This is a genomic window from Nocardia cyriacigeorgica, assembly GCF_005863245.1.
Lineage (GTDB): Bacteria > Actinomycetota > Actinomycetes > Mycobacteriales > Mycobacteriaceae > Nocardia > Nocardia cyriacigeorgica_C.
Genome location: NZ_VBUT01000002.1, coordinates 326,213 through 347,337, shown reverse-complemented (window position 1 = coordinate 347,337; position 21,125 = coordinate 326,213). Strand labels below are relative to the sequence as shown.

Genomic DNA, 21,125 nt, shown 5'->3' with positions numbered 1-21,125 from the left:
CATGGCCGACCGGACCCAGAGATCGATCGTCATCGCGGCCCCGTCGCAGCAGGTGATGTCCGTTATCGCCGATCTGGCCTCCTACCCGGAGTGGGTGTCGGCGGCGAAGTCGGTGGAGGTGCTCGAATCCGGTCCCGACGGCCGTGCCCGCACCGCCCGCTTCGTGCTCGACGCCGGCGTCGTCAAGGACACCTACGTGCTCTCCTACACCTGGCGCCCGGACGGTAAGGCCGTCACCTGGACCTTGCTCAGCGGTGACCTGCAGAAAGCCCAAGACGGCAGCTATGAATTGGTCGATCTGCCCGACGGCGGCACCGAGGTGATCTATCAGCTCACGGTGGACCTGAACATCCCGATGATCGGCATGTTCAAACGCAAAGCCGAGAAGGTGATCACCGATACCGCGTTGAAGGAGCTGAAGAAACGGGTCGAAGGCTGACCGGGCACGGCGCCGGCCGGGGCGGGGACCACCGTACCCGCGTCGAGCTGTTCATCGGCAAGGGCGGAGTCGGCAAGACCACGCTGGCCTGCGCGACCGCGATGTCCTACGCACGCGCGGGTTCCCGGGTGCTGGTCGCCTCGCTCGATCAGGCTCATTCGCTCGGTGACGCACTCGGTTTCCGTTTCCCGCACGATCCGGGCACCGTCGCGGGCATCACCACGGTGGTGCCGGGGCTCGAGGTGATCGAGATCGATTCCCTTGCGCTGCTCGAGGACCGGTTCCGTGAGGTGACACGGCTGCTGTCGGCCGATACCGGCCATGAGCACGGATTCGATCTCGGCGCGCTGGATCCGGCCGAGCTCACCGGATTACCCGGGGTGCAGGAACTGCTGATGCTGGTGGAGATCGCCGAGTACGCGGGCGAGGACGACTGGGACGTCATCGTGGTCGACTGCCCGCCCTCGGCCGACATGCTGCGCATCGTCACCGCGCCCGACACTCTGCTCGGCTATCTGGACCGGGTGTGGCCGCCGCACGCGCGGGCGATGAGTTCTCTCGGCACCGATTTGCGCCGGGTGGTGCTGGCGACGACCGTCCAGCGCATCGTGGCGGCGGTGACCGAGGTGCGTGATCTGCTGGCCGACCATGAGCGCACGGGGGCGCGCCTGATCACGGTCGCCGAGCGGGTGGCGGTCGCCGAATCCGCCCGGGTGCGTTCGGCGGCCGCGCTGCTGGGGTTGCGCTTGGACGCCGTGGTGGTGAACAAGGTGCTGCCCGCGGTGCCCGAACCGACCGGCCCTGCCGACACCGCGCATCCCGCGGTGCACTGGTATCAGAATCGGCGCGCCGAACAGCACGATGTGATCGCCGGGCTGCGCCGGGCGATGCCCGAGGTCCCGGTGCTGGTCGCCGCGCACACCGGGCCGGAACCGGTGGGTGTCGGTTCGCTGGCGGCGCTGTCGTACGCGGTGGACGAGGGCGCCTCGCTCGCGACGCGCACCGGCGGCGCGCCGCGCGGTGCGGGCGCGGAACTCGACACGGGCCCGGTCCTGGGCAACAATCCGGCGGAGGGCGGCACACGGTCGGGCGAACCGAAGGTTCGTTTGGAATCGGGCGCCGGGCTGCATTCGGTGTATGCGATGCGGATGCATCTGCCGGTCGCCGACCCGGCGACGTTGCGGCTGGGACGAGTGGAGGACGATTTGATCGTGGGAGCGGACGGGGTCAGGCGCCGGGTGCGGCTGGCGCCGGTGTTGCGGCGGTGCACGGTCGCCGCCGCCGAACTCGACGGCGGCTATCTCATCGTGCGCTTCCGGCCCGACCCGGAGGTGTGGCCGCTGTGACCGCCACCGCCGAACCCGACGGTCTCGCCGAATTCGCCGCCGAACTCAAATTGCTCGCCGAAGCCGTCCTGGAACGGGTCGAACCGGTGCTGCGCCGGGCGGCCGCGGACGGCAAACCCGAATGGGACAACTGCAGTTGGTGCCCGGTGTGCGCGGCGGCGGCGCTGGTGCGCGGCGAACAGCACGATGTGCTCTCGGCCATCGCCGACCACGGCACCGCGATCGTCACGGTGTTGCGGGAGGCGCTGGCGGGTGTGCCGGTGGAACCGGTGATGCCCGACGGCACGGAACCCGGTGTGCGGCATCGTCATCACGGTCGGCCCGAGGGCGCCACCCGGGCGCCGGGCGCGACCGCGCACGGTTCGCAGGCCGAATCCGAGCGCGCCGGTTCCTTCGACGGCGCAGGCGATCTCGTCGACGGTGCCGGCTCTCCCGGCGCACCCACCGACGACACACCCACCGAGCGCAGCCGCCTCCGCCGAGCCAAGCCCGACGGCCGCCGCCGCTCGCGCACGAGCACTCCCGCCGACGCCGTCCGCGACGACATCCGCAGCGGCGGAACGCCCGCGGGCAGTGCCCCCGCACCCGACGCGGACCCAGCGGCAGGTGCAGGTGAGACCGGCCGATCCGCCGCCCGCGCCGGCCGGTCCGGTGCGCAGGGCCCGCGGGCCGGCACGCGATCCGGCGCACGGGACTCCGACACCGGCACAGGAACCGCGTCGCAGCCCGGGGCCCGGTCCGGCCGCCCCGAATCGCCCGAGGGCAAGCGCACCCGCTCCCGTTACGTCGGCATTCCCGTGACGATCAAGACATGACCGCACCGGCGGCGGGTTCGCACCCACTGACCGTCGGAATCGACGTCGGCGGCACCAATATTCGTGCCTCGGTGGTCGACAGCGAGGGTTCGGTGCTCGACACCGTGCAGGCCCCCACCCCGCATTCGGCGCGCGCCCTCGAGGACGCGATCGACCGGGCGGTGCGTGAACTGGCGGGACGGCATCGCATCGACGCGGTGGGGCTCGCGGTGGCCGGTTTCGTCAACGGCGATCACACCACCGTCCGGTTCGCACCGCATCTGCCCTGGCAGGACGCGCCCGTGGCGCAGCGGCTCAGCGACCGGCTCGGCCTGCCGGTGCTGCTGGAACACGACGCCAATGCCGCCATGTGGGCCGAATACCGGTTCGGTGCGGCGGCGGGCGGGCACAACGTGGTGCTGGTCGCGATCGGCACGGGTATCGGCGCCGCCCTGCTCATCGACGGCAAGCTCTATCGCGGCACACACGGCATCGCACCCGAACTCGGGCATCTGCAGGTGGTTCCGGAGGGCCGCGCCTGCGCGTGCGGCAAACGCGGCTGCTGGGAGCGCTATTGCAGCGGCACGGCGCTGGCCGACACCGCGATCGAACTGCTCGCCACCGAGCCCGGCCCGTCGTTGCTGGCCAGGGAGGTGCTGCGGGATCCGGGTTCGCTCACCGGCCGTCGAGTCGCCGGCGCGGCCCAGGACGGTGATCCGCTCGCGCTGCGCGCCATGACCGATTTCGCCCGCTGGCTCGGACTCGGATTGGCCTTCGTCGCCGACATCTTCGACCCGGATCTGGTCGTCATCGCCGGCGGGGTGAGCAGTTCGGCGCCGCTGTTCCTCGATGACGCCCGCGAGGAGTACGCCGCCGCGCTCACCGGCCGCGGGCATCGGCCGCTCGCGCGCATCCGCACCACCCAACTCGGTGAGGCGGCGGGCATGATCGGCGTCGCCGAGATGGCGCGCGCGGCCCTCGCCTCACCCGGTGGGGACATCTCCTCGGTCGCGCACACCAGTCGCTGAGCACGCGCCGAGCACACTCGCAGCAAATGGAACCGGTCCCGCCGCCGGTCTCGGGCCGGTGTCACGGCAGGCCCGACAGCACCCTGCACCAGGCCGCACCGAGCAGACGCGGTGTGGTGAGATTCGCCTCTGCGCTTGGATGTGATCTGCGTCCAGCGGTAAAGTCGGCAACCGAGAGGTGCCCGCCTACGATCCCGCTCCCGGGGGTAAGGACGTCATGTTCTACTGGCTGCTGAAGTACGTGCTGATCGGCCCGCTCATCCACATCTACAACCGGCCCACGGTAGAGGGCGTGGAGAACATTCCCGCCGATGGCGCAGCCATCCTCGCCGGTAACCACCTCTCGTTCGCGGACTGGCTGTTCGCACCCCTGATGAGCCCGCGCCGGATCAACTACCTGGCCAAGGCCGAATACTTCAACACCCCCGGTTTCAAGGGCAGGATGCAGAAGTTCTTCTTCAGCGGCACCGGCCAGTACCCGATCGACCGCAGCGGGGCCAGCGCCGCCGAGGACGCCCTCAACGCCGCCCGCAAACTCATCGATCAGGGCCGGCTGGTCGGCCTGTACCCGGAGGGCACCCGCTCCCCCGACGGCCGTCTCTACAAGGGCAAGACCGGTATGGCGCGGCTGGCGCTGGAAACCGGCGTCCCCGTCATCCCGGTCGCGGTGATCGGCACCGACGAGGTCAGCCCGCCCGGACCGTTCCGGTGGCGCCGCCGCAAGGTCACCGTCAAGTTCGGCGCCCCCATCGACTTCTCCCGCTACGAAGGCATGGGCGGCAACCGCTTCGTCGAACGCGCCGTCACCGACGAGGTCATGTACGAGCTCATGCGCCTGAGCGGCCAGGAGTACGTCGACGTCTACGCCGCCAGCCTGAAGAAGGGTGTGCCGTCCGGCTCGGCTCCCGAGGCCACCCGCATCCCGGAATCTGCCGCGAGCTGACCCCTCGTCTGCGACGCCCCGCTCACCTTCCGGGTGGGCGGGGCGTCGTCGTAGAAGAGCCACGCACGGGTGGGCGTCGCCGAGATCGCATCCGTGGCCGGTACCGCCCCGGATGCACGCCACCGCAACAGCTCCGGTCCGGCACTCCCGTCAACACCTCGAAATCGCCGCAGCCCGTGCCGGATTCGTCCGAATGACCTCGATCACAGCGCTACCGATCGGTAATGGTGCGCCGAGCCCGAGATGGCAGAGTCGCGGTCATGTTCAAGAAGTTGCTTGCGTCGGTCGGGGTGGGTGCGGCCGAAGTGGAAACCGAATTGTTCGGTACCGGGGTGCAACCCGGCGGGGTGGTGCAGGGCGTGGTTCGGTTGCGCGGCGGGCAGGCGCGGCAACGCGTGTCGCGGGTCGGCGTGGAGCTGGTGACCCGGGTGGAAGTGGAATACGGCGACGGCGAAGCCCTCGGTGAAGCCTCCTTCGCGCAACTGCCGCTGCACGGTGGCTTCGAGGTAGGGCCGGGCGCCTTCCTGGAATTCCCGTTCGCGCTGCAGGTTCCGACGGAAACTCCGATCACGTTCTACAACGGCCGCTACCTACCCGGCGCGGCCATCGCGGTCCGCACGGTGGTCGAACTCGACGGCGGCGTGGATGCCACCGACACCGACCCCATCGCCGTCGGCGCGCTCCCCGCCCAGCAGGCGGTGCTCGACGCCATCCTGCGCTGGGGTTTCGCGCTCCACAGCACCGACGTCGAATCCGGGCGCATCGCGGGCGCCGTGCAACAGCTGCCGTTCTATCAGGAAATCGAATTCGGTCCCTCCCCGCGCTTCCCGCGCATCAATCAACTCGAGCTGACCTTCCTCGCCTCCGACAACGGCATGAACGTCGTCCTCGAAGCCGATAAACGCGGCAGTTTTCTCGCCGCGGGCCGCGACGACATCGGGACCATGTGGATCGACTACGCGACGGTGGGACAGGTGGATTGGACCGCCGCGATCGGCCACCGGTTGAATACGCTCGCCTCGCGCTGAATCGGCTGGGGAAGCCGTTGACCCAGCCGACGACGCGCGTTCATATTGCGTTGCCTCGGCTGCGCCAAGGTCGACGCCATGGTTGTGCTCCGTCCCGACAACGGCTTCTCCCGGCGCGCCCTGCTGCGCACCTCCGCGCTCGGCCTGATCGCCGCACCCACGCTGGCGGCCTGCTCGAACGATGCGGGGCCCGCGCTGGTCCGGCAGCGGCCGGCGCTCACCCACGGCGTCGCCGTCGGCGATCCGCGCAGCGACGGCGCCCTGCTCTGGGCACGGTCGGATCGCCCGGCGACCCTGATCGTGGAAACCGCGGCCACCGAATCCTTCGCCGACGCCAAACGATTCACCGGACCGCTGCTCACCCCGGACTCCGATGGCACCGGCCGCCTGCGCGTCTCCGGCCTGCCCGCCGGTCAACTGGTGCACTACCGGGTCACCCTGGAGGCCGAGGACGGCGCCACCTCCGAACCGCTCACCGGCGTCTTCCGCACCGCCCCGCTGGCACCGGCCGATATCCGGTTGCACTGGTCCGGTGACGTCGCAGGCCAGGGGTACGGCATCAACCCCGATATCGGCGGCATGAAGATCTTCTCCACCATGGCCGCCCGCGACCCGCATCTGTTCCTGCACTCCGGCGACGTCGTCTACGCCGACGGTCCGTTGCAGGAGACTGTGCCGCTGCCCGACGGCCGCGTCTGGAAGAACGTCGTCACCGAGGCCAAGAGCGCCGTCGCCGAAACCCTCGACCAATTCCGCGGCCAGTACGCCTACAACCTCTCCGACGACAACGTCCGCCGCTTCAACGCCTCGGTCGCGCAGCTGGTCCAATGGGACGACCACGAAACCACCAACAACTGGTCGCCCGGCGGCACCATCGCCGCCGACAAGGGCTACACCGAGCGCGATATGGACACCCTCGCCGCGCGGGCCTGGCAGGCCTTCCACGAATGGAACCCGCTCGACCCGCACGAGGCCGCCGACGGCAGGCTCTACCGCTCGATCTCCTACGGCCCGCTGCTGGATGTGTTCGTGCTCGATATGCGCACCTACAAAGACACCAATGGCGCCAACGTCTCCCCCGACGGCAACATCTTCGGCCCGCAGCAGACCCGCTGGCTCATCGACGGGCTGCGCGCCTCCACCGCCACCTGGAAGATCATCGCCAACGATCTGCCGCTGGGAGTGGTGGTGCCGGACGGTAAGACCGCGTTCGAAGGCCCCGCCAACGGTAAGCCAGGCGCACCCTCGGGCCGCGAATCCGAGATCGCCCAGGTGCTCTCGGCGATCAAACGCGATCGAGTGACCGGCGTGGTGTGGCTGACCGCCGACGTCCACTACACCGCCGCCCACCACTACTCCCCCGAACGCGCGGCCTTCACCGACTTCGACGAGTTCTGGGAATTCGTCTCCGGACCGCTCAACGCGGGTGCGTTCGGACCCAATACCCTCGACCCGACCTTCGGCCCGGAAGCGGTGTTCGTGCACGCCCCGCCGCAGCCCAACACCTCCCCGCTCGACGGCGCCTACCAGCATTTCGGCGAGGTGCTGATCGACGGCCGGTCAAGGGAGCTGACGGTGAATCTGTGCGATGCGAGCGGAACGGTGCTGTTCAGTCGGCGGCTGCCCGCACCGGGGCGATGAACGGGGAGGATCGGGCGCGCACGCGGGCGCGCGCTGTGGTTAGCTTGCGTGCCATGAGCACGCCGCACACTGTCGCCGCCGAAGAACATCTCCCTCGTGACACCGCGGATGTCGTTCGCACCGTACGCGATTCGCGTCAGCGCGCCGAACCGCTCACCGTTTGCGGTGGTGAGCTGGTCGACGACGGCGTGTCGGTGCCCGATCAGCGTGCCGTGGTGTCGATGCGCCGGATGAATTCGGTGCTCGATATCAACCTCGGGCGCGGGACGGTCCGGGTGCAGGCCGGTGCGCGGTTGTCCGAGATCGACCGGCGACTCGGCGCGCACGGGCTCGGTCTGCCGATCGTCGGCGACCACCGCGATATCACCGCGGGCGGATTCGCGTCCGTCGGCGGGGTGAGCACGGCCTCGCACAAGTACGGCATGTTCATCGACCAGATCGTCGACCTCGAGTACGTCGATCCGGACGGGCGCATCGGCACATGCGGGCGCGACCATCACACCGAACGCTTCCACCGCATCCTCGGCGCCGGCGGGCGGGCCGGCATCATCACCGCGCTGACGCTCGACACCGTCGAGGTGGACAAGGACCACAGCTGGCTCAGCACCAACGCCCACCGCTTCCTGGATTTCGACTCCTTCGTCGAGTACGCGCACGGCCAGGTCGCGCGGCCCGGTGAGGCGGTGTTGCAGGTGGGCCGCTGGGTCGATACCGCGCCGCTGAAGGTGTCGCGGCCGGTGGGCACCGGGCATGTGCAGTTGGGCACCGTGCGGTTCGGCCAGTGGTCGAGCCTCTACCCCACCGCACCCACCCGGTCGCTGCGCGCGCGCCGCGAAGTCGGCACCAGGGCCCGCAAATCGCTCGGTGTGATCGCCTCGGCCGCCGGTGGGCGTGCGGGCATGCCGGTGCGCAATGCCGCCGCGGGCGCGGTCATGCTCACCCCGAAGGTGCTCACCCTGCGCGACGCCGAATACCTCGCCGACACCGTCATCAGCTCCTCCGAACGCGGCCCCGCCTACCGCGTCGGCGTGTTCGCCCCGCTGTCGAGCTACACCTCGGTCTTCTACCGCCTGCACGACCTGTTCGCCGGCCACCGCGAACGCACCGGCTGCTTCACCGTCATCTCCGCCATGACCTACGGCGTCCGCTCGAACTTCCTGCGCGCCGAATCAGCCGCCCGCGGCCTCACCCCCGAAGACCACGGCCTCATCACCTTCACCTGCCGCCTGCGCCCCGCCTCCCTCCCCTCCGAACAACTCCGCGACATCGTCACCACCATCGACGAAATCTGCCGCTCCGAACACGCCCTCCGCTACGAATCCGCGGAGTAGGGCCGAGCTGAGCAACTCCGGCCGCGGCCGGAGTCGCGTCCGCAGCCGATACCGCTCGCCGTCCACATGTACCCGTCGAGCGACTCGGTTCCGCATGGACGGTCGAGCCGATGCGTATCCGGTTCGGCCCAGGAACGACGAACGCCCCGCCGGTCGTAACCGGCGGGGCGTTCGTCACGCGTAGCTCAGTGCTTCTCGGGACCCATGTGGTACTCGAAGACCAGGCCGCCGGCGGCGATCAGGACCAGCACGACGCCGATGCCGATCAGCCAGAACTGGAAGAAGGCCAGGCCGAGCGCGGTGACCGAACCCGCGGCCGCGAGGCAGATGGGCCAGAAGCTGCCGGGCGAGAAGAAGCCCAGGTCGCCGGCGCCGTCGACGATCTCGGCGTCTTCGTAGTCCTCCGGGCGCAGGTCCAGGCGCCGGGCGACGAAGCGGAAGTAGGTGCCGATGATCAGCGACAGGCCCGCGGTCAGCACGATGGCGGTGGTGCCCGCCCATTCGACGCCGGTGCGCGACTGTGCCGTGAAGAAGCCGTAGACGATGCCGACGATGACGAAGAACACCGTCAGCAGTTCGAAAATCCGCGCTTCGATCTTCATGTCAGATCAGTCCTCAGTTGCTCTCGGCCGCGCTCTTGACGGTGCGGTCGGTGTTGAACGGCCGGGTGGAGGTGGCCACCGGCGATTCACCGATGGACTCGAGCGCCTGGGCGTTGGTCATGCCCTTGTCGCGCGCTTCGATGTAGGCCTGGAACTTCTCCGGCGAGACCGCGCGGACCTCGAAGTTCATCATCGAGTGGTAGGTACCGCACATCTCGGCGCAGCGGCCGACGAACGCGCCTTCCTTCTCGATCTTGGTGATCTGGAAGACGTTGTCGGAGTGGTTTTCCTTCGGGTTCGGCATCACGTCGCGCTTGAACAGGAACTCCGGCACCCAGAAGGCGTGGATGACGTCGGCGGCGGCGAGCTGGAACTCGATGGTCTTGCCGGTCGGCAGCACCAGCACCGGGATCTCGTTGCTGGAGCCGATGGTCTCGATCTTGTCGTAGTGCAGGTAGGACAGGATGTCGTTTTCCGGCTTACCGTGCACCGGGCCCGGCTGCGGGTGGCCGTGCTCGGGGTCGATGCGCTCCTCGTAGGCCTTCAGCTGTTCCTGGTTGAGGGCTTCACGCTCGGTGTCGATGCCGTTGTAGGTGAAGCCGTTCTTCAGGTCCACGCTGCGGTAGCCGAACTTCCAGTTCCACTGGAAGGCGGTCACGTCCACGACGACGTCGGGGTTGTCGACCTTCTCGTGCACGTAGTTCTGCACCACGACGGTGAAGTAGAACAGCACCGCGATGATGACGAACGGGATCGCCGTGTAGGTCAGCTCCAGCGGCACGTTGTAGCCGGTCTGGCGCGGGAACTCCGGCGAGTCCTTCTTCTTGCGGTGGAAGGCGATGGTCCAGAAGGTCAGGCCCCACACCAGCACACCCATCAGGAGGGCGGCGACGACCGACCAGGTCCACAGCTCACGCATGCGGGTGGCCTGCGGCGTGATGCCCGATGGCCAGCCGAACCGCAGCCAGACATTGTCGATCGAGCAGCCCGAGACGAGCATCGCGGTGATCCCCAAGGACACCGCCAGCCCGGCCCGCCGAAGGACACGGCCCTGCCGCCCCCGGGCGGGGTGTGCCCCGATCTCGTCGCTCGCCTTGTGCGCCACGCTCACGCCTTCCTGGTCGCCACACATTCCGACACTGCACCGTCCGCTGGGGACGGCACGTCAACAGCTTGTCCGAACCTCACCGCGGATACCGGCGCTTTCGCGCACGGAGCACCACGGGACGGCCCGAGTACTACGCAGCGTAGACCAAACCTGGTCTTGGTTCCGCGTCGGGTCGGCTTCGACACTCCGTGGTGCGGTACGCATCCGCGGCCGTGACCCCATCCGCCCAGCACGTGGCCGTCCGCCCGGTCTGGAGGTGGACGCGACCGGCGGTCGAACCAGGGCGTGCGATCGCCGTTCGCGGCAGCGGACCGTCCGCCGACTCCGCCATGGGTCCGGCCGATTCTCGCCGTCGGCGCCGTCTGGTTCCGGCCCCTGAACAAGGCGATCGGCCGTCGAGTGGGGCATACTCGGTCACTAGATTTTCGCCAGGGAGTTCTCCGCCGCGCGCGAACCGGATCGGCGCGGCACCGACCGCAGGAAAGAGGTTGCCGACGCCGTGTGTGGACTGCTCGGATTTCTGACGTCTGACAAAGCAGCGCCCGACACGGTGGAGCAGGTGTACGACGCCCTGCACTGCGGTCGCCACCGCGGCCCGGACGAGCGCGGGACCTGGCATGACGAGCATGTGATCTTTGGTTTCAACCGACTGTCGATCATCGATATCGAGCATTCGCATCAGCCGCTGCGCTGGGGCCCGGCCGACAACCCGCAGCGTTATGCCCTCACCTTCAACGGTGAGATCTACAACTATCTGGAGCTGCGCGAGGAGCTGGCGCGCGAGCACGCGGCCGAGTTCCCCGACGGCGCCATGTTCGCCACCGAGGGCGACAGCGAGTCCATCGTCGCGGCCTTCCACTATTGGGGCCCGGACGCGGTGCGCAGGTTGCGCGGCATGTTCGCCTTCGCGATCTGGGATACCGAGACCGAGCAGCTGTTCCTGGCCCGCGACCCGTTCGGCATCAAGCCGCTGTTCCTGGCCACCGGCCCCGGCGGCACCGCGTTCAGCAGCGAGAAGAAGAGCCTGCTGGAGCTGCTGCCCGCGATCGGCGCCGGCGAGGAGCTGGATTCGCGCGCGCTCGAGCACTACACGGTGCTGCAATACGTGCCCGAGCCGGAGACGCTGCACGCCGGCATCCGCAGGCTCGAGTCCGGTAGTTACGCGATGGTCCAGCCCGGCGAGGAGCCGAAGACCGTCCGCTACTTCGAGCCGCGGTTCCGGGTCAAGCCGTTCGCGGCCGGGTCCGAGCAGGCCCGCTACCGGGAGATCGCCGCGGCGCTGGAGGACTCGGTCGCCAAGCATATGCGCGCCGATGTGACCGTCGGTTCGTTCCTGTCCGGCGGCATCGACTCCACCGCGATCGCCGCGCTGGCCATGCGGCACAACCCGAACCTGATCACCTTTACCACCGGGTTCGAGCGGGAGGGCTATTCGGAGGTCGACGTCGCCGCCGAGAGCGCCGCCGCGATCGGGGCCCGCCATATCGTCAAGGTGGTCTCCCCCGCCGAGTTCGCCGCCGCCATCCCCGAAATCGTCTGGTACCTCGACGATCCGGTGGCCGACCCGGCGCTGGTGCCGCTGTATTTCGTGGCCAAGGAAGCCCGCAAGCACGTCAAGGTGGTGCTCTCCGGTGAGGGCGCCGACGAGCTGTTCGGCGGCTACACCATCTACCGGGAACCGTTGTCGCTGAAGCCGTTCGAGCGGCTGCCGCGGGGTCTGCGCAGGCTCGCGGGCAAGCTGTCGGACCGGATTCCGGAAGGCACCCGGGGCAAGAGCCTGCTGCACCGCGGCTCGCTGACGCTGGAAGAGCGCTACTACGGCAATGCCCGCAGCTTCAACGACGCCCAATTGCGCGCGGTGCTGCGCGATTTCCGGCCCGAGTGGACTCATCAGGACGTCACCGCCCCGATCTACGCGAAATCGCGCGGCTGGGATCCGGTGGCGCGGATGCAGCACCTGGACCTGTTCACCTGGTTGCGCGGCGACATCCTGGTCAAGGCCGACAAGATGACGATGGCGAATTCGCTGGAACTGCGCGTGCCGTTCCTGGATCCGGAGGTCTTCGCGGTCGCCGAGCAGATCCCGTTCGAGCAGAAGATCACCAAGGACACCACCAAGTACGCGCTGCGCCAGGCCCTCGAAGGCATCGTGCCCGCGCATGTGCTGCACCGCGCCAAGCTGGGTTTCCCTGTGCCGCTGCGGCATTGGCTGCGCGGCACCGAACTCTACGATTGGGCCCGGCAGCAGATCGCCGAATCGCAGACCGATCACCTGCTGGACAAGGCCGCGATCACCGCGATGCTCGAAGCGCATCGAGCCGGCACTTCCGATCACAGCCGCAGGCTCTGGACGCTGCTGGTGTTCATGGTGTGGCACGGGATCTTCGTCGAGGACCGGATCAAGCCGGAGATCCAGGAGCCGACGTACCCGGTGTCGCTGTAGGTCTCTCCATGAACGAGTGCCCCGCTCTGGCGAGCGGGGCACTCGTAGGTTTGAGATCGAGACATTCTGATCCCGGGCGCGGCACTCGTTTGTCGGGAGCTCGGGCCGGACGGCGCTCACCGCCGAAGCGATGAGCGAGTCCGACGCCCCACCGGGCAGGAGCGGCACCGTGCGGAGGTGCTTCGAGCTGGCGCCGGCACCACTCAGGCGAAAATCGGCGGCTCGACCTCGCGGAGCGCCTACGCACGCATGAGCAGAACCTCAGCGCAGCAGCGGCTCGAGCTCGGCGGCCGCTTCGGGCCCATAAGCCTGGGTCAGGCGCTTGAGGGCGTCGTCGGGGTCCAGGGTCCACTCCTGGGTGCCGACGGTCTCCAGCACCAGCACCGCCACCAGCGAACCCAGCTGCGCGGCGCGCTCGAGGCTCAGACCGGCGGTGTGGCCGGTGAGGAAGCCGGCGCGGAAGGCGTCGCCGACACCGGTCGGGTCGACCTTGGCGTTCTCCGGCACCACACCGACCCGGACCTCGGAGCCGTCGCGGTCGACCACGACCACGCCGTTCTTGCCGAGGGTGGTGACCCGGATGCCCACGCGGGAGGCCACTTCCTCCTCGGTGAGCCCGGACTTCTGCTTGAGCAGGCCCCACTCGTATTCGTTGGTGAACAGGTAGGCGGCGCCGTCGATGAGCTGGACGGTCTGGTCGCCGTCGAGGCGGGCCAGCTGCTGGGAGGGGTCCGCGGCGAAGGGAATGTCGAGTTCACGGCATTCGGCGGTGTGCCGCAGCATCGCCTCGGGGTCGTTCGCGCCGACCAGCACCAGGTCGAGCGTGCGGTCCTCGACCAGGCCGGCGATGGAGATGTCGCGGGCCTCGCTCATCGCGCCCGGGTAGAACGAGGCGATCTGGGCCATGTCCTCGTCGGTGGTGCAGACGAAGCGCGCGGTGTGCGCGGAATCGGAGACCCGCACCGCCGAGCAGTCGACACCGTGGGATTCCAGCCACTGCCGGTACTCGGCGAAATCGGCGCCGACAGCGCCGAGGAGCAGCGGGTTGCGGCCGAGCAGACCCATGGCATAGGCGATATTGCCGCCGACTCCACCGCGACGGATCACCAGATCGTCGACGAGGAAGCTCAGCGACACATGGTCGAGCTGATCGGCCAGCAGGACGTCGGCGAACCGCCCGGGAAAGCGCATGAGATGGTCGGTCGCAATGGACGCGGATACGGCAATGGACACGTAGCTGAACCCCTCTGAAGGCGGCAAAAGGCGAAGACCAGGACCGGAGTCCGGGTCTTCACCGTATCAACTACGTGTCCGTTGAAGGAACAACTGAGATCAGTTGAACGAATCGCCGCAGGCGCAGGAGCCGGTGGCGTTCGGGTTGTCGATGGTGAAACCCTGCTTCTCGATCGTGTCGACGAAGTCGATCGAGGCGCCCTGCACGTACGGGGCACTCATCCGGTCGACCGCGAGGGTGACGCCACCGAAATCGACGGTCAGGTCACCGTCGAGCGAACGGTCGTCGAAGAACAGCTGGTAGCGCAGGCCCGCGCAACCACCGGGCTGCACGGCGATCCGCAGTGCCAGGTCGTCACGACCCTCCTGGTCCAGCAGCGCCTTCGCCTTCGCGGCGGCTGCGTCGGTGAGCGTCACACCGTGGACTTCGGTCTCGTTCTGCACTGTCATGAACTCTCCTAAGGACAGCTGTGGTCATCCCGTGAACAGCGCACGGCTCGTCGGGAGTCAACACCACCGGGCGGGCTGCTATTCCCATCTTGCCACCTTCTCCGTCCGCGCTGGACTCGACCCAGGTGACCCCGCCCACGTGTGTCGGGCAGACCGCATTTCCGGCCGTGGCATATATCGAATAGCCTGGTTGCTGTGAAATTGTTCCGCCGCGGCGACTCCAGCACCACCGACGAGCCCGCCGACCGCACGACCGCGGACGGCGATCCCGCCGCGAGTTCCGCGCGGCAGGCCGCCACCGCCACCGCGGGTAAGGGCCGTCCCACCCCGAAACGTCGTGACGCCGAAGGCAGGCGTCGCGGGCCGGTCGCGCCGGCCCCGCTCACCGCGAAAGAGGCCCGTGCCCGGCGCAAAGCCACCAGGGGCAACAAGGCCGAGCGCAAGACCGCCGCGGCCGAGCGCCGCGCCGCCGCCCAGGACCGGCGTGCCCGCATGCTGGCCGGCGAGGACAAGTATCTGCTGCCGCGCGATCAGGGCCCGGTGCGCGCGTTCGTCCGCGATATCGTCGACGCCCGCCGCAACCTCGTCGGCCTGTTCATGCCGATGGCGCTGGTGCTGATCCTGTCGATGTTCGCCGCACCCGCGCTGCAATCGATCGTGACGTTGGCCATGCTGGTCATGATGCTGTTCATGGCCATCGAGGGCGTGATGCTCGGCCGCATCGTCAACAACCGGGTTCGCGAGCGGTTCCCCGATTCCACCGACACCGGTTTCCGGCTCGGGTGGTACGCGTTCGTGCGCGCCTCGCAGATCCGCAAGATGCGGGCGCCGAAGCCGCGGGTGGGTCCGGGCGACGCGGTCTGAGGTTTCGCGCACTCCCGCACAGTTCGCTCCCGCACAGTTCGGGTGAGCGAGGTCCGCGGTCACGCGGCGACGATCCAACCGCCGGCGCCACGCCCCCGCGCGATTCCCTCTCAGCGACAACCATCCGGCCACTGACGGAAAATCGCCCTGTCGTCCAGCGCAGCGGCGCCGACCGCGCGGCGAAACTTGCCGGTCGGCCGCGATCAGTGGTGCGGCGCACGGGACCGCATTGCCAATAGTTCGGCGCGCGCCCGCTCGACGTCGCGATCGATGATGTCCGTCGAACCGACGCGGCCGAAACCGAGCCAGCCGATCGCCGCCACGAATGCCGCCAGCGCTACCAGGGTTATCACCAAACCGATCATGGCAGTAATTGTTCGCCCGGTGATATACCGCCGAAAGTGGCTGTTCTGACATCCTTCGTCAATATTCGGCCAGATAGACTGTCGGCATGCTGTCGAAGGTCGCCGTCGTCTTGTCCGACCGGCTGGCCATGTTCGAGTTCGGTGTGATCTGCGAGGTCTTCGGCCTCGACCGCACCGCCGACGGCCTGCCCGGATTCGACTTCCGGGTGTGCGGGCGCGAACCCGGGCGTCCACTGCCGGCCACCTCGCCGGGCATCACCGTCACGCCGGAGTACGGGCTCGGCGAACTCGCCGCCGCCGATCTAGTGGCCATTCCCGCCTTTCCCGCCACCACACACCACGACCCTGCCGTCGTCGACGCCGTGCGTGCGGCCGCCGAGGCCGGGGCCATCGTGCTCACCGTCTGCTCCGGCGCCTTCCTGGCGGGTGCCGCGGGTTTGCTCGACGGACGCAAATGCACCACGCACTGGCGCCACGTCGACCAGCTCGCCGCACAATTCCCGGAGGCGACCGTCGACCCGGACGTGCTGTTCGTCGACGAAGGCAATCTAATCACCAGCGCCGGCACCGCCGCCGGCATCGACGCCTGCCTGCATCTGGTGCGCCGCGAAATCGGCAGCGCCGCCGCCAACGGCATCGCCCGCCGCATGGTGGTCCCACCCCAACGCGACGGCGGCCAGCGCCAATTCATCGAACGCCCGGTCCCCGACTGCGCCTCCGACAGCCTGCGCGCGACGCTGGAATGGATGCAGGAAAACCTCGACCTCCCGCACACCGTGGAATCCCTCGCCGCCCGCGCGACCATGTCGACCCGCACCTTCGCCCGGCGCTTCGCCGCCGAAACCGGCACCACCCCGGTCAAATGGTTGACGACCCAGCGCGTGCAGCTCGCCGAACACCTCCTGGAAGACACCGACCTCGGGCTCGAGCAGATCGCCTCGCGCGCCGGATTCGGGTCGGCAGCGTTGCTGCGCCACCACTTCCAGCGTGTGGTCGGCATCGCGCCGACCGAGTACCGCCGCCGGTTCGGTGGTGGGACACGGTAGCGCGCCGAGCGCTGCGGCGGCGGGTGCGCCGCTGCCGGGACTACCGCAGTATCAGCAGCCCCGTCGCCGAGGTGACGGGTTCCACGCTCGCGTCCAGGCAGCAACCTGGTTTGCCCGCGCATGACGCGGAGGAGCAGCGGTCCGGGGGGCGGTCGAGCATCACAGGACCGCTGAGCCCGTGATAGCAGCGGGCCTACCGAGCGGCGCTCGGCGTCATCTCACCGACAGTCAGGTTGGTAGCGTGCACGGGTGTCGTCCACCCCGCAACCGACTCCCGCACGCCGCACGCTCGTGCTCGGCGGCGCGCGATCGGGGAAGTCGGCATATGCGGAATCGCTGGTCGCAGGTGGTGCGGTCCGCTATATCGCCACGGCTACCCCCGACCCCGCCGACGTCGATTTCGCCGAACGCATCGCCAAACATCGCGAGCGCCGCCCCGTCGACTGGGAGACCGTCGAGAACGCCGACACCGCAACGATTCTCGCCGATCCCTTCCCCGGCGCGACGCTGATCGACGACCTCGGCACCTGGCTCACCGCACGCATCGACGCCCGCGACGCCTGGGACGAACCGCGCGGCACCGTCTCCCCCGACACCGACGCCCTCGTCGCCGCCGTCGCCGCCTACGAAGACCACCTCGTCATCGTCACCCCCGAGGTCGGCATGGGCGTCATCCCCGCCACCCGCTCCGGCCGCCTGTTCCGCGACGAGATCGGCACCCTCAACCAGCGCCTCGCCCAGGTGTGCGACGAAGCCGTCCTCATCGTCGCGGGGCTCCCGCTGCGGCTGGGCTGAGACAGAGAGTCCGGTGGTCGCGTCTGACTCTGCGCTCGAGTCGAGACTGCGTTCGTGCGCGGCTCTTGGCTACGACGGAGCGCGGCTGACTACGACGGAGCGCGGCCGTCCGCAGCCTCGCCGCGCGAGTTCCCGTACACCGGGTGGTCGCGTCGGGCAGACCCGGCATCGTCGCCCCACCAGCCCTCGGGTCCGCGCCGCACCGGGTGGCCGGTGACCGATGATCATCGCCGGGCAAGATGGTGCGCAGGATGGATGCGCGACCGGAGGAGCTCGGCACAGTGGAACAGGGATTCGGAGTGGTTGCGGCGCCGGACGCGCAGGTGTTGGCGGCGGCGCAGCTGCGGCAGACCCGGCTGACCAAGCCCGGTGGGGCGCTGGGACGGTTGGAGACCCTGGGCAATTGGGTCGCCGCCTGTCAGGGCGTGTGCCCGCCGAAGCAGTTCGAACGCGCGCGGGTGGTGGTGTTCGCCGGTGATCACGGCATCGCCCGCCAGGGTGTTTCGGCGTATCCGAGCGAGGTGACCGCGCAGATGGTCGCCAATTTCCTCGGCGGCGGCGCCGCGGTGAACGCGGTGGCGCGGGTGGCCGACGCGACGGTGCGGGTGGTCGACATGGCGGTGGACGCCGACACCGATCCCGGCATCTCCCAGCACAAGGTCCGCCGCGGCAGCGGCAGCATCGACCGCGAGGACGCGCTCACCGCCGACGAGGTCACCGCCGCACTGGCCGCGGGCCGCGCCATCGCCGACGAGGAGATCGATGCGGGCGCCGACCTACTCATCGCCGGCGATATGGGCATCGGCAACACCACACCGGCCACCGTGCTGATCGCGACCCTCACCAACACCGAACCGGTGGCGGCGGTCGGCCGCGGCACCGGCGTCGACGACGCGGGCTGGATCCGCAAGGTCGCCGCCATCCGCGATGCCATGCGCCGCGCCCGCCCGGTCGCCAAGGATCCGGTCGACCTGCTGCGGGTCGCCTCGGGCGCCGATATCGCCGCCATGGCGGGTTTCCTGGCCCAGGCCGCTGTCCGCCGCACCCCCGTCATCCTGGACGGGCTCGTCGTCACCGCCGCCGCGCTGGTCGCCGAAGACCTCGCCGCGGGCGCCCGCGACTGGTGGCTGGCCGGGCACCGCTCCACCGAACCCGCCCACGCCCTGGCCCTCACCAACCTGCGCCTGGAGCCGCTGATCGATCTCGAGATGCGTCTCGGCGAAGGCTCGGGCGCCCTCACCGCCCTGCCGATCCTGCGCGCCGCCGTCGCCACCCTCGCCGACATGGCGACCTTCGACGAAGCGGGCGTCAGTACCTCGGAGGCTGCGCCGGCCGTCGACCTGCACAAATGATGGGGAAGCCGCGAGAGCACACGCCGCCGCGCAGATTCGCCCATGCAGCGCACCGCGACCCGGTCACCATGCCGGCACCGGCGGAGCCGGCCCCGTGATCGGACCGCGCCTGGCCTTCTCCTGGCTGACGGTGCTCCCGGTGCGAGGGCCGGACACCGTCGACCGGAAAAGCGCGGGCATCGCCATCGCCTGGGCGCCCGTCGTCGGCCTGGTGCTCGGCCTGCTCGCGGCCGGCGCACTGTGGCTGCTCACGGCAGCAGGCGCGAGCAGCGCGATCGCGGGCCTGGTGGCCGTCGGCCTGCTCGCGCTGGCCACCCGCGGCATGCACCTCGACGGCCTCGCCGACACCGCCGACGGCCTCGGCAGCTACGGCCCGCCGGAACGAGCCCGAGAAATCATGAAGAGCGGCAGCGCCGGCCCCTTCGGCGTCGCCGCCATCGTGTTCGCCATTGGACTGCAGGGGTTTTCGTTCGCAGCACTGGCCGAGTCGAGCCGGTGGTTCGCGGTTGCGCTGGCGGTGGCGGTAGCTCGGGTCGCCGTGGTCGTCGCGTGCCGCCGCGGCATCACCGCAGCTCCGGGCACCGGGTTCGGCGCGCTTGTTGCGGGCACCCAATCGCCCGTCGTCGTGGGCGCGTGGGGGCTCGCCGCCGTGGCGGCCGGATTCTTCGCGGTGCCGGACCATCGTTGGCTTGGACCGAGCGTCATCATCGTCGCCATGGTCGTCTCGCTGATGACGGCCCGGCACTGTGTACACAGGTTCGGCGGACTGTCCGGGGACCTGCTCGGCGCCATCGTCGAGACCACCACCGCACTCACCGCACTCGGCTTCTCCTTCGGCCACTGATCCGTCCGGGCCGCAGCCGCACGCAACCGGCACACGCGGTCGCGGATGCGGGCCGCCGTCTGGCGCGGCATCCGCCCCGGTCGGTAGACCCCCCGTCCACAGCGCACGACACGCCCGCGCTGGATTTCCCAGCGCAGCGCGTCCGACACCGTCTTCGACGACCGTCCGCGCACCCGGAATCCCGCTCGTTCCAGATCGCCCGTGAGCTCGGCAACGGTAACCGGGTGCCCGGCCGTGAACATGGCCCACGTCAGCACGTATCGCAGCTCGATTCCCGCGATCGTGCAGAATTCCTCCCCGCCCATACGCCCAGTGTGCCCGTGGGGTCCGACAGGTTCGTCGAGCCTGCCGCCCGGAGAGGTCACGTTCGCCCACCTCTGAGCGACAGCCGGATCGTCTTGTCGCTCAGAGGTGGGCGAAAGGTAGTTCCGCCCGGCAGCCGCGCGAACTCACTGCCCGGCAACTCCGTAAGCGCTCCCGGCAACTCCGCCAGCAACCGTCCCAGTCACCGGTGGGCGCCCCACCTGGGCGAATCTGCAATCCGGTGAGTCGTACGGTGTCGAATCGGCCAGCTGACCCGACACCGCCGGTACCCATGGCCCTACAGTGACGGTATGTCAGCCGAGCGCCTGTACTTTCGTCAGCTGTTGTCCGGACGGGATTTCGCCGTCGGTGATCCCATCGCGACACAGATGCGCAATTTCGCCTATCTGATCGGCGACCGGGAGACCGGTGAGTGCGTGGTGGTCGATCCGGCGTATGCCGCCGGTGAGCTGGCCGACATCGCCGAGAATGACGGACTGCGGCTGACCGGGGTGCTCGCGACCCACCATCACCCCGATCACGTCGGTGGCACCATGCTCGGCTTCACCCTGCGCGGGGTGCGTGAGTTACTCGAAAAGACCAGCGTCGCAGTGCATGTCAACAATCAGGAATTACCCTGGGTCGCCAACGTTACCGGGATCGCGCCCAGCGAGCTCACCGGCCACGACCACGGCGACAAGGTGAGTGTCGGCGCGTTCGACATCGAGTTGCTGCACACCCCCGGCCACACGCCCGGCAGCCAGTGCTTCCTGTTCGACAACCGGCTCATCGCCGGCGACACGTTGTTCGTCGACGGCTGCGGGCGCACCGACTTCCCCGGCGGCGATTCCGAGGCGATGTTCCGCAGCCTGCGCTACCTGTCCGAACTGGACGGTAATCCCACGGTCTATCCCGGCCACTGGTACAGCCAGGATCCGAACGCCTCGCTGGACACGATCCGCGCCAACAACTACGTGTTGCGGCCGACGTCGCTGGCCGAGTGGCAGGCACTCATGCCCGGCTGACCCACCGAATCCGCCCTCCGGCCGCTGCCGGCCACAGTCGGCCGGCCGGAATCAGGGGACCGTCACAGACGCCTGGCCGACACCGCCACTAGGCGGCTGGCCAAGACCGCCACTAGGCGGCTGGCCAACACCGTCACAGACGGAC

General features: G+C 69.2%; 20 protein-coding genes and 1 pseudogene. 15 read left to right on the top strand and 6 right to left on the bottom strand.

The features are described from left to right. Window position 1: 1 nt before the first annotated feature. From FEK34_RS04825 to FEK34_RS04790, 8 genes are all read left to right on the top strand, one after another. Window positions 2-439: an SRPBCC family protein gene (locus tag FEK34_RS04825; RefSeq protein ID WP_138446629.1), complete on the top strand. Its 438-nt coding sequence runs from the start codon at window positions 2-4 to the stop codon at window positions 437-439. A 47-nt stretch (window positions 440-486) separates the two neighbouring features. Then, window positions 487-1,785, top strand: coding sequence for an ArsA family ATPase (locus FEK34_RS04820; protein WP_138446628.1), 1,299 nt, complete (start codon window positions 487-489; stop codon window positions 1,783-1,785). Continuing rightward, a complete protein-coding gene (locus FEK34_RS30605; RefSeq protein WP_249358797.1) occupies window positions 1,782-2,600 on the top strand; it encodes a hypothetical protein in 819 nt (272 codons plus the stop codon). Before FEK34_RS04820 ends, FEK34_RS30605 begins: the two co-directional genes overlap by 4 nt. Then, a complete protein-coding gene (locus tag FEK34_RS04810; protein WP_138446627.1) occupies window positions 2,597-3,607 on the top strand; it encodes an ROK family protein in 1,011 nt (336 codons plus the stop codon). The genes FEK34_RS30605 and FEK34_RS04810 overlap by 4 nt, the downstream gene beginning before the upstream one ends. Window positions 3,608-3,824: 217 nt before the next feature. Further along, window positions 3,825-4,550, top strand: coding sequence for a lysophospholipid acyltransferase family protein (locus FEK34_RS04805; protein ID WP_138446948.1), 726 nt, complete (start codon window positions 3,825-3,827; stop codon window positions 4,548-4,550). A 260-nt stretch (window positions 4,551-4,810) separates the two neighbouring features. After that, window positions 4,811-5,578: a sporulation protein gene (locus FEK34_RS04800; RefSeq protein ID WP_138446626.1), complete on the top strand. Its 768-nt coding sequence runs from the start codon at window positions 4,811-4,813 to the stop codon at window positions 5,576-5,578. Window positions 5,579-5,656: 78 nt separating this feature from the next. Further along, a complete protein-coding gene (locus FEK34_RS04795; protein ID WP_138446625.1) occupies window positions 5,657-7,219 on the top strand; it encodes an alkaline phosphatase D family protein in 1,563 nt (520 codons plus the stop codon). Between the two features lie 53 nt (window positions 7,220-7,272). Further along, window positions 7,273-8,550, top strand: coding sequence for an FAD-binding oxidoreductase (locus FEK34_RS04790; protein WP_138446624.1), 1,278 nt, complete (start codon window positions 7,273-7,275; stop codon window positions 8,548-8,550). 185 nt (window positions 8,551-8,735) lie between these two features. On the opposite strand, the gene FEK34_RS04785 is transcribed toward FEK34_RS04790, so the two are convergent. Together FEK34_RS04785 and ctaC are read right to left on the bottom strand one after the other, a co-directional pair. After that, window positions 8,736-9,152: a cytochrome c oxidase subunit 4 gene (locus tag FEK34_RS04785; protein ID WP_014350074.1), complete on the bottom strand. Its 417-nt coding sequence runs from the start codon at window positions 9,150-9,152 to the stop codon at window positions 8,736-8,738. A 13-nt stretch (window positions 9,153-9,165) separates the two neighbouring features. Beyond that, window positions 9,166-10,257 (bottom strand): aa3-type cytochrome oxidase subunit II, encoded by a 1,092-nt coding sequence (gene ctaC, locus FEK34_RS04780; protein ID WP_138446623.1) that lies wholly within the window; start codon window positions 10,255-10,257, stop codon window positions 9,166-9,168. 502 nt (window positions 10,258-10,759) lie between these two features. Here ctaC and asnB point away from each other — a divergent pair. Then, complete coding sequence (asnB, locus tag FEK34_RS04775) at window positions 10,760-12,703, top strand: asparagine synthase (glutamine-hydrolyzing) (protein ID WP_138446622.1); 1,944 nt, start codon at window positions 10,760-10,762, stop codon at window positions 12,701-12,703. Window positions 12,704-12,964: 261 nt separating this feature from the next. On the opposite strand, the gene FEK34_RS04770 is transcribed toward asnB, so the two are convergent. Continuing rightward, window positions 12,965-13,936, bottom strand: coding sequence for a carbohydrate kinase family protein (locus FEK34_RS04770; RefSeq protein WP_138446621.1), 972 nt, complete (start codon window positions 13,934-13,936; stop codon window positions 12,965-12,967). A 99-nt stretch (window positions 13,937-14,035) separates the two neighbouring features. Continuing rightward, window positions 14,036-14,386, bottom strand: a complete 351-nt coding sequence (locus tag FEK34_RS04765; RefSeq protein WP_014350070.1) for a HesB/IscA family protein — start codon at window positions 14,384-14,386, stop codon at window positions 14,036-14,038. A 195-nt stretch (window positions 14,387-14,581) separates the two neighbouring features. Between FEK34_RS04765 and FEK34_RS04760 the strand changes: the two genes are divergently transcribed. Beyond that, entirely contained in the window at window positions 14,582-15,250 is a 669-nt protein-coding gene (locus FEK34_RS04760) for a DUF3043 domain-containing protein (protein ID WP_036535178.1), read from the top strand. A 203-nt stretch (window positions 15,251-15,453) separates the two neighbouring features. Here FEK34_RS04760 and FEK34_RS29890 read toward each other — a convergent pair whose 3' ends face one another. Beyond that, complete coding sequence (locus FEK34_RS29890; RefSeq protein ID WP_171048046.1) at window positions 15,454-15,615, bottom strand: hypothetical protein; 162 nt, start codon at window positions 15,613-15,615, stop codon at window positions 15,454-15,456. An 86-nt stretch (window positions 15,616-15,701) separates the two neighbouring features. Here FEK34_RS29890 and FEK34_RS04755 point away from each other — a divergent pair, with 86 nt between their 5' ends. The 4 genes from FEK34_RS04755 to FEK34_RS04740 all read left to right on the top strand — a co-directional run bounded on the left by FEK34_RS04755 (window position 15,702) and on the right by FEK34_RS04740 (window position 19,652). Continuing rightward, on the top strand, window positions 15,702-16,661 hold the full coding sequence (locus tag FEK34_RS04755) for a helix-turn-helix domain-containing protein (protein WP_138446620.1): 960 nt from the start codon (window positions 15,702-15,704) through the stop codon (window positions 16,659-16,661). A gap of 249 nt (window positions 16,662-16,910) precedes the next feature. After that, entirely contained in the window at window positions 16,911-17,456 is a 546-nt protein-coding gene (locus tag FEK34_RS04750) for a bifunctional adenosylcobinamide kinase/adenosylcobinamide-phosphate guanylyltransferase (RefSeq protein WP_138446619.1), read from the top strand. A gap of 251 nt (window positions 17,457-17,707) precedes the next feature. Further along, window positions 17,708-18,808: a nicotinate-nucleotide--dimethylbenzimidazole phosphoribosyltransferase gene (gene cobT, locus FEK34_RS04745; RefSeq protein ID WP_138446618.1), complete on the top strand. Its 1,101-nt coding sequence runs from the start codon at window positions 17,708-17,710 to the stop codon at window positions 18,806-18,808. A gap of 94 nt (window positions 18,809-18,902) precedes the next feature. Beyond that, on the top strand, window positions 18,903-19,652 hold the full coding sequence (locus FEK34_RS04740; RefSeq protein WP_138446617.1) for an adenosylcobinamide-GDP ribazoletransferase: 750 nt from the start codon (window positions 18,903-18,905) through the stop codon (window positions 19,650-19,652). Between the two features lie 11 nt (window positions 19,653-19,663). Here FEK34_RS04740 and FEK34_RS30600 read toward each other — a convergent pair. Further along, a pseudogene (locus tag FEK34_RS30600) lies at window positions 19,664-19,957 on the bottom strand (hypothetical protein); the annotation flags it as partial. A 309-nt stretch (window positions 19,958-20,266) separates the two neighbouring features. On the opposite strand from FEK34_RS30600, the gene FEK34_RS04730 reads away from it, so the two are divergent. Continuing rightward, window positions 20,267-20,980: an MBL fold metallo-hydrolase gene (locus FEK34_RS04730; RefSeq protein ID WP_138446616.1), complete on the top strand. Its 714-nt coding sequence runs from the start codon at window positions 20,267-20,269 to the stop codon at window positions 20,978-20,980. Window positions 20,981-21,125: the final 145 nt, after the last annotated feature.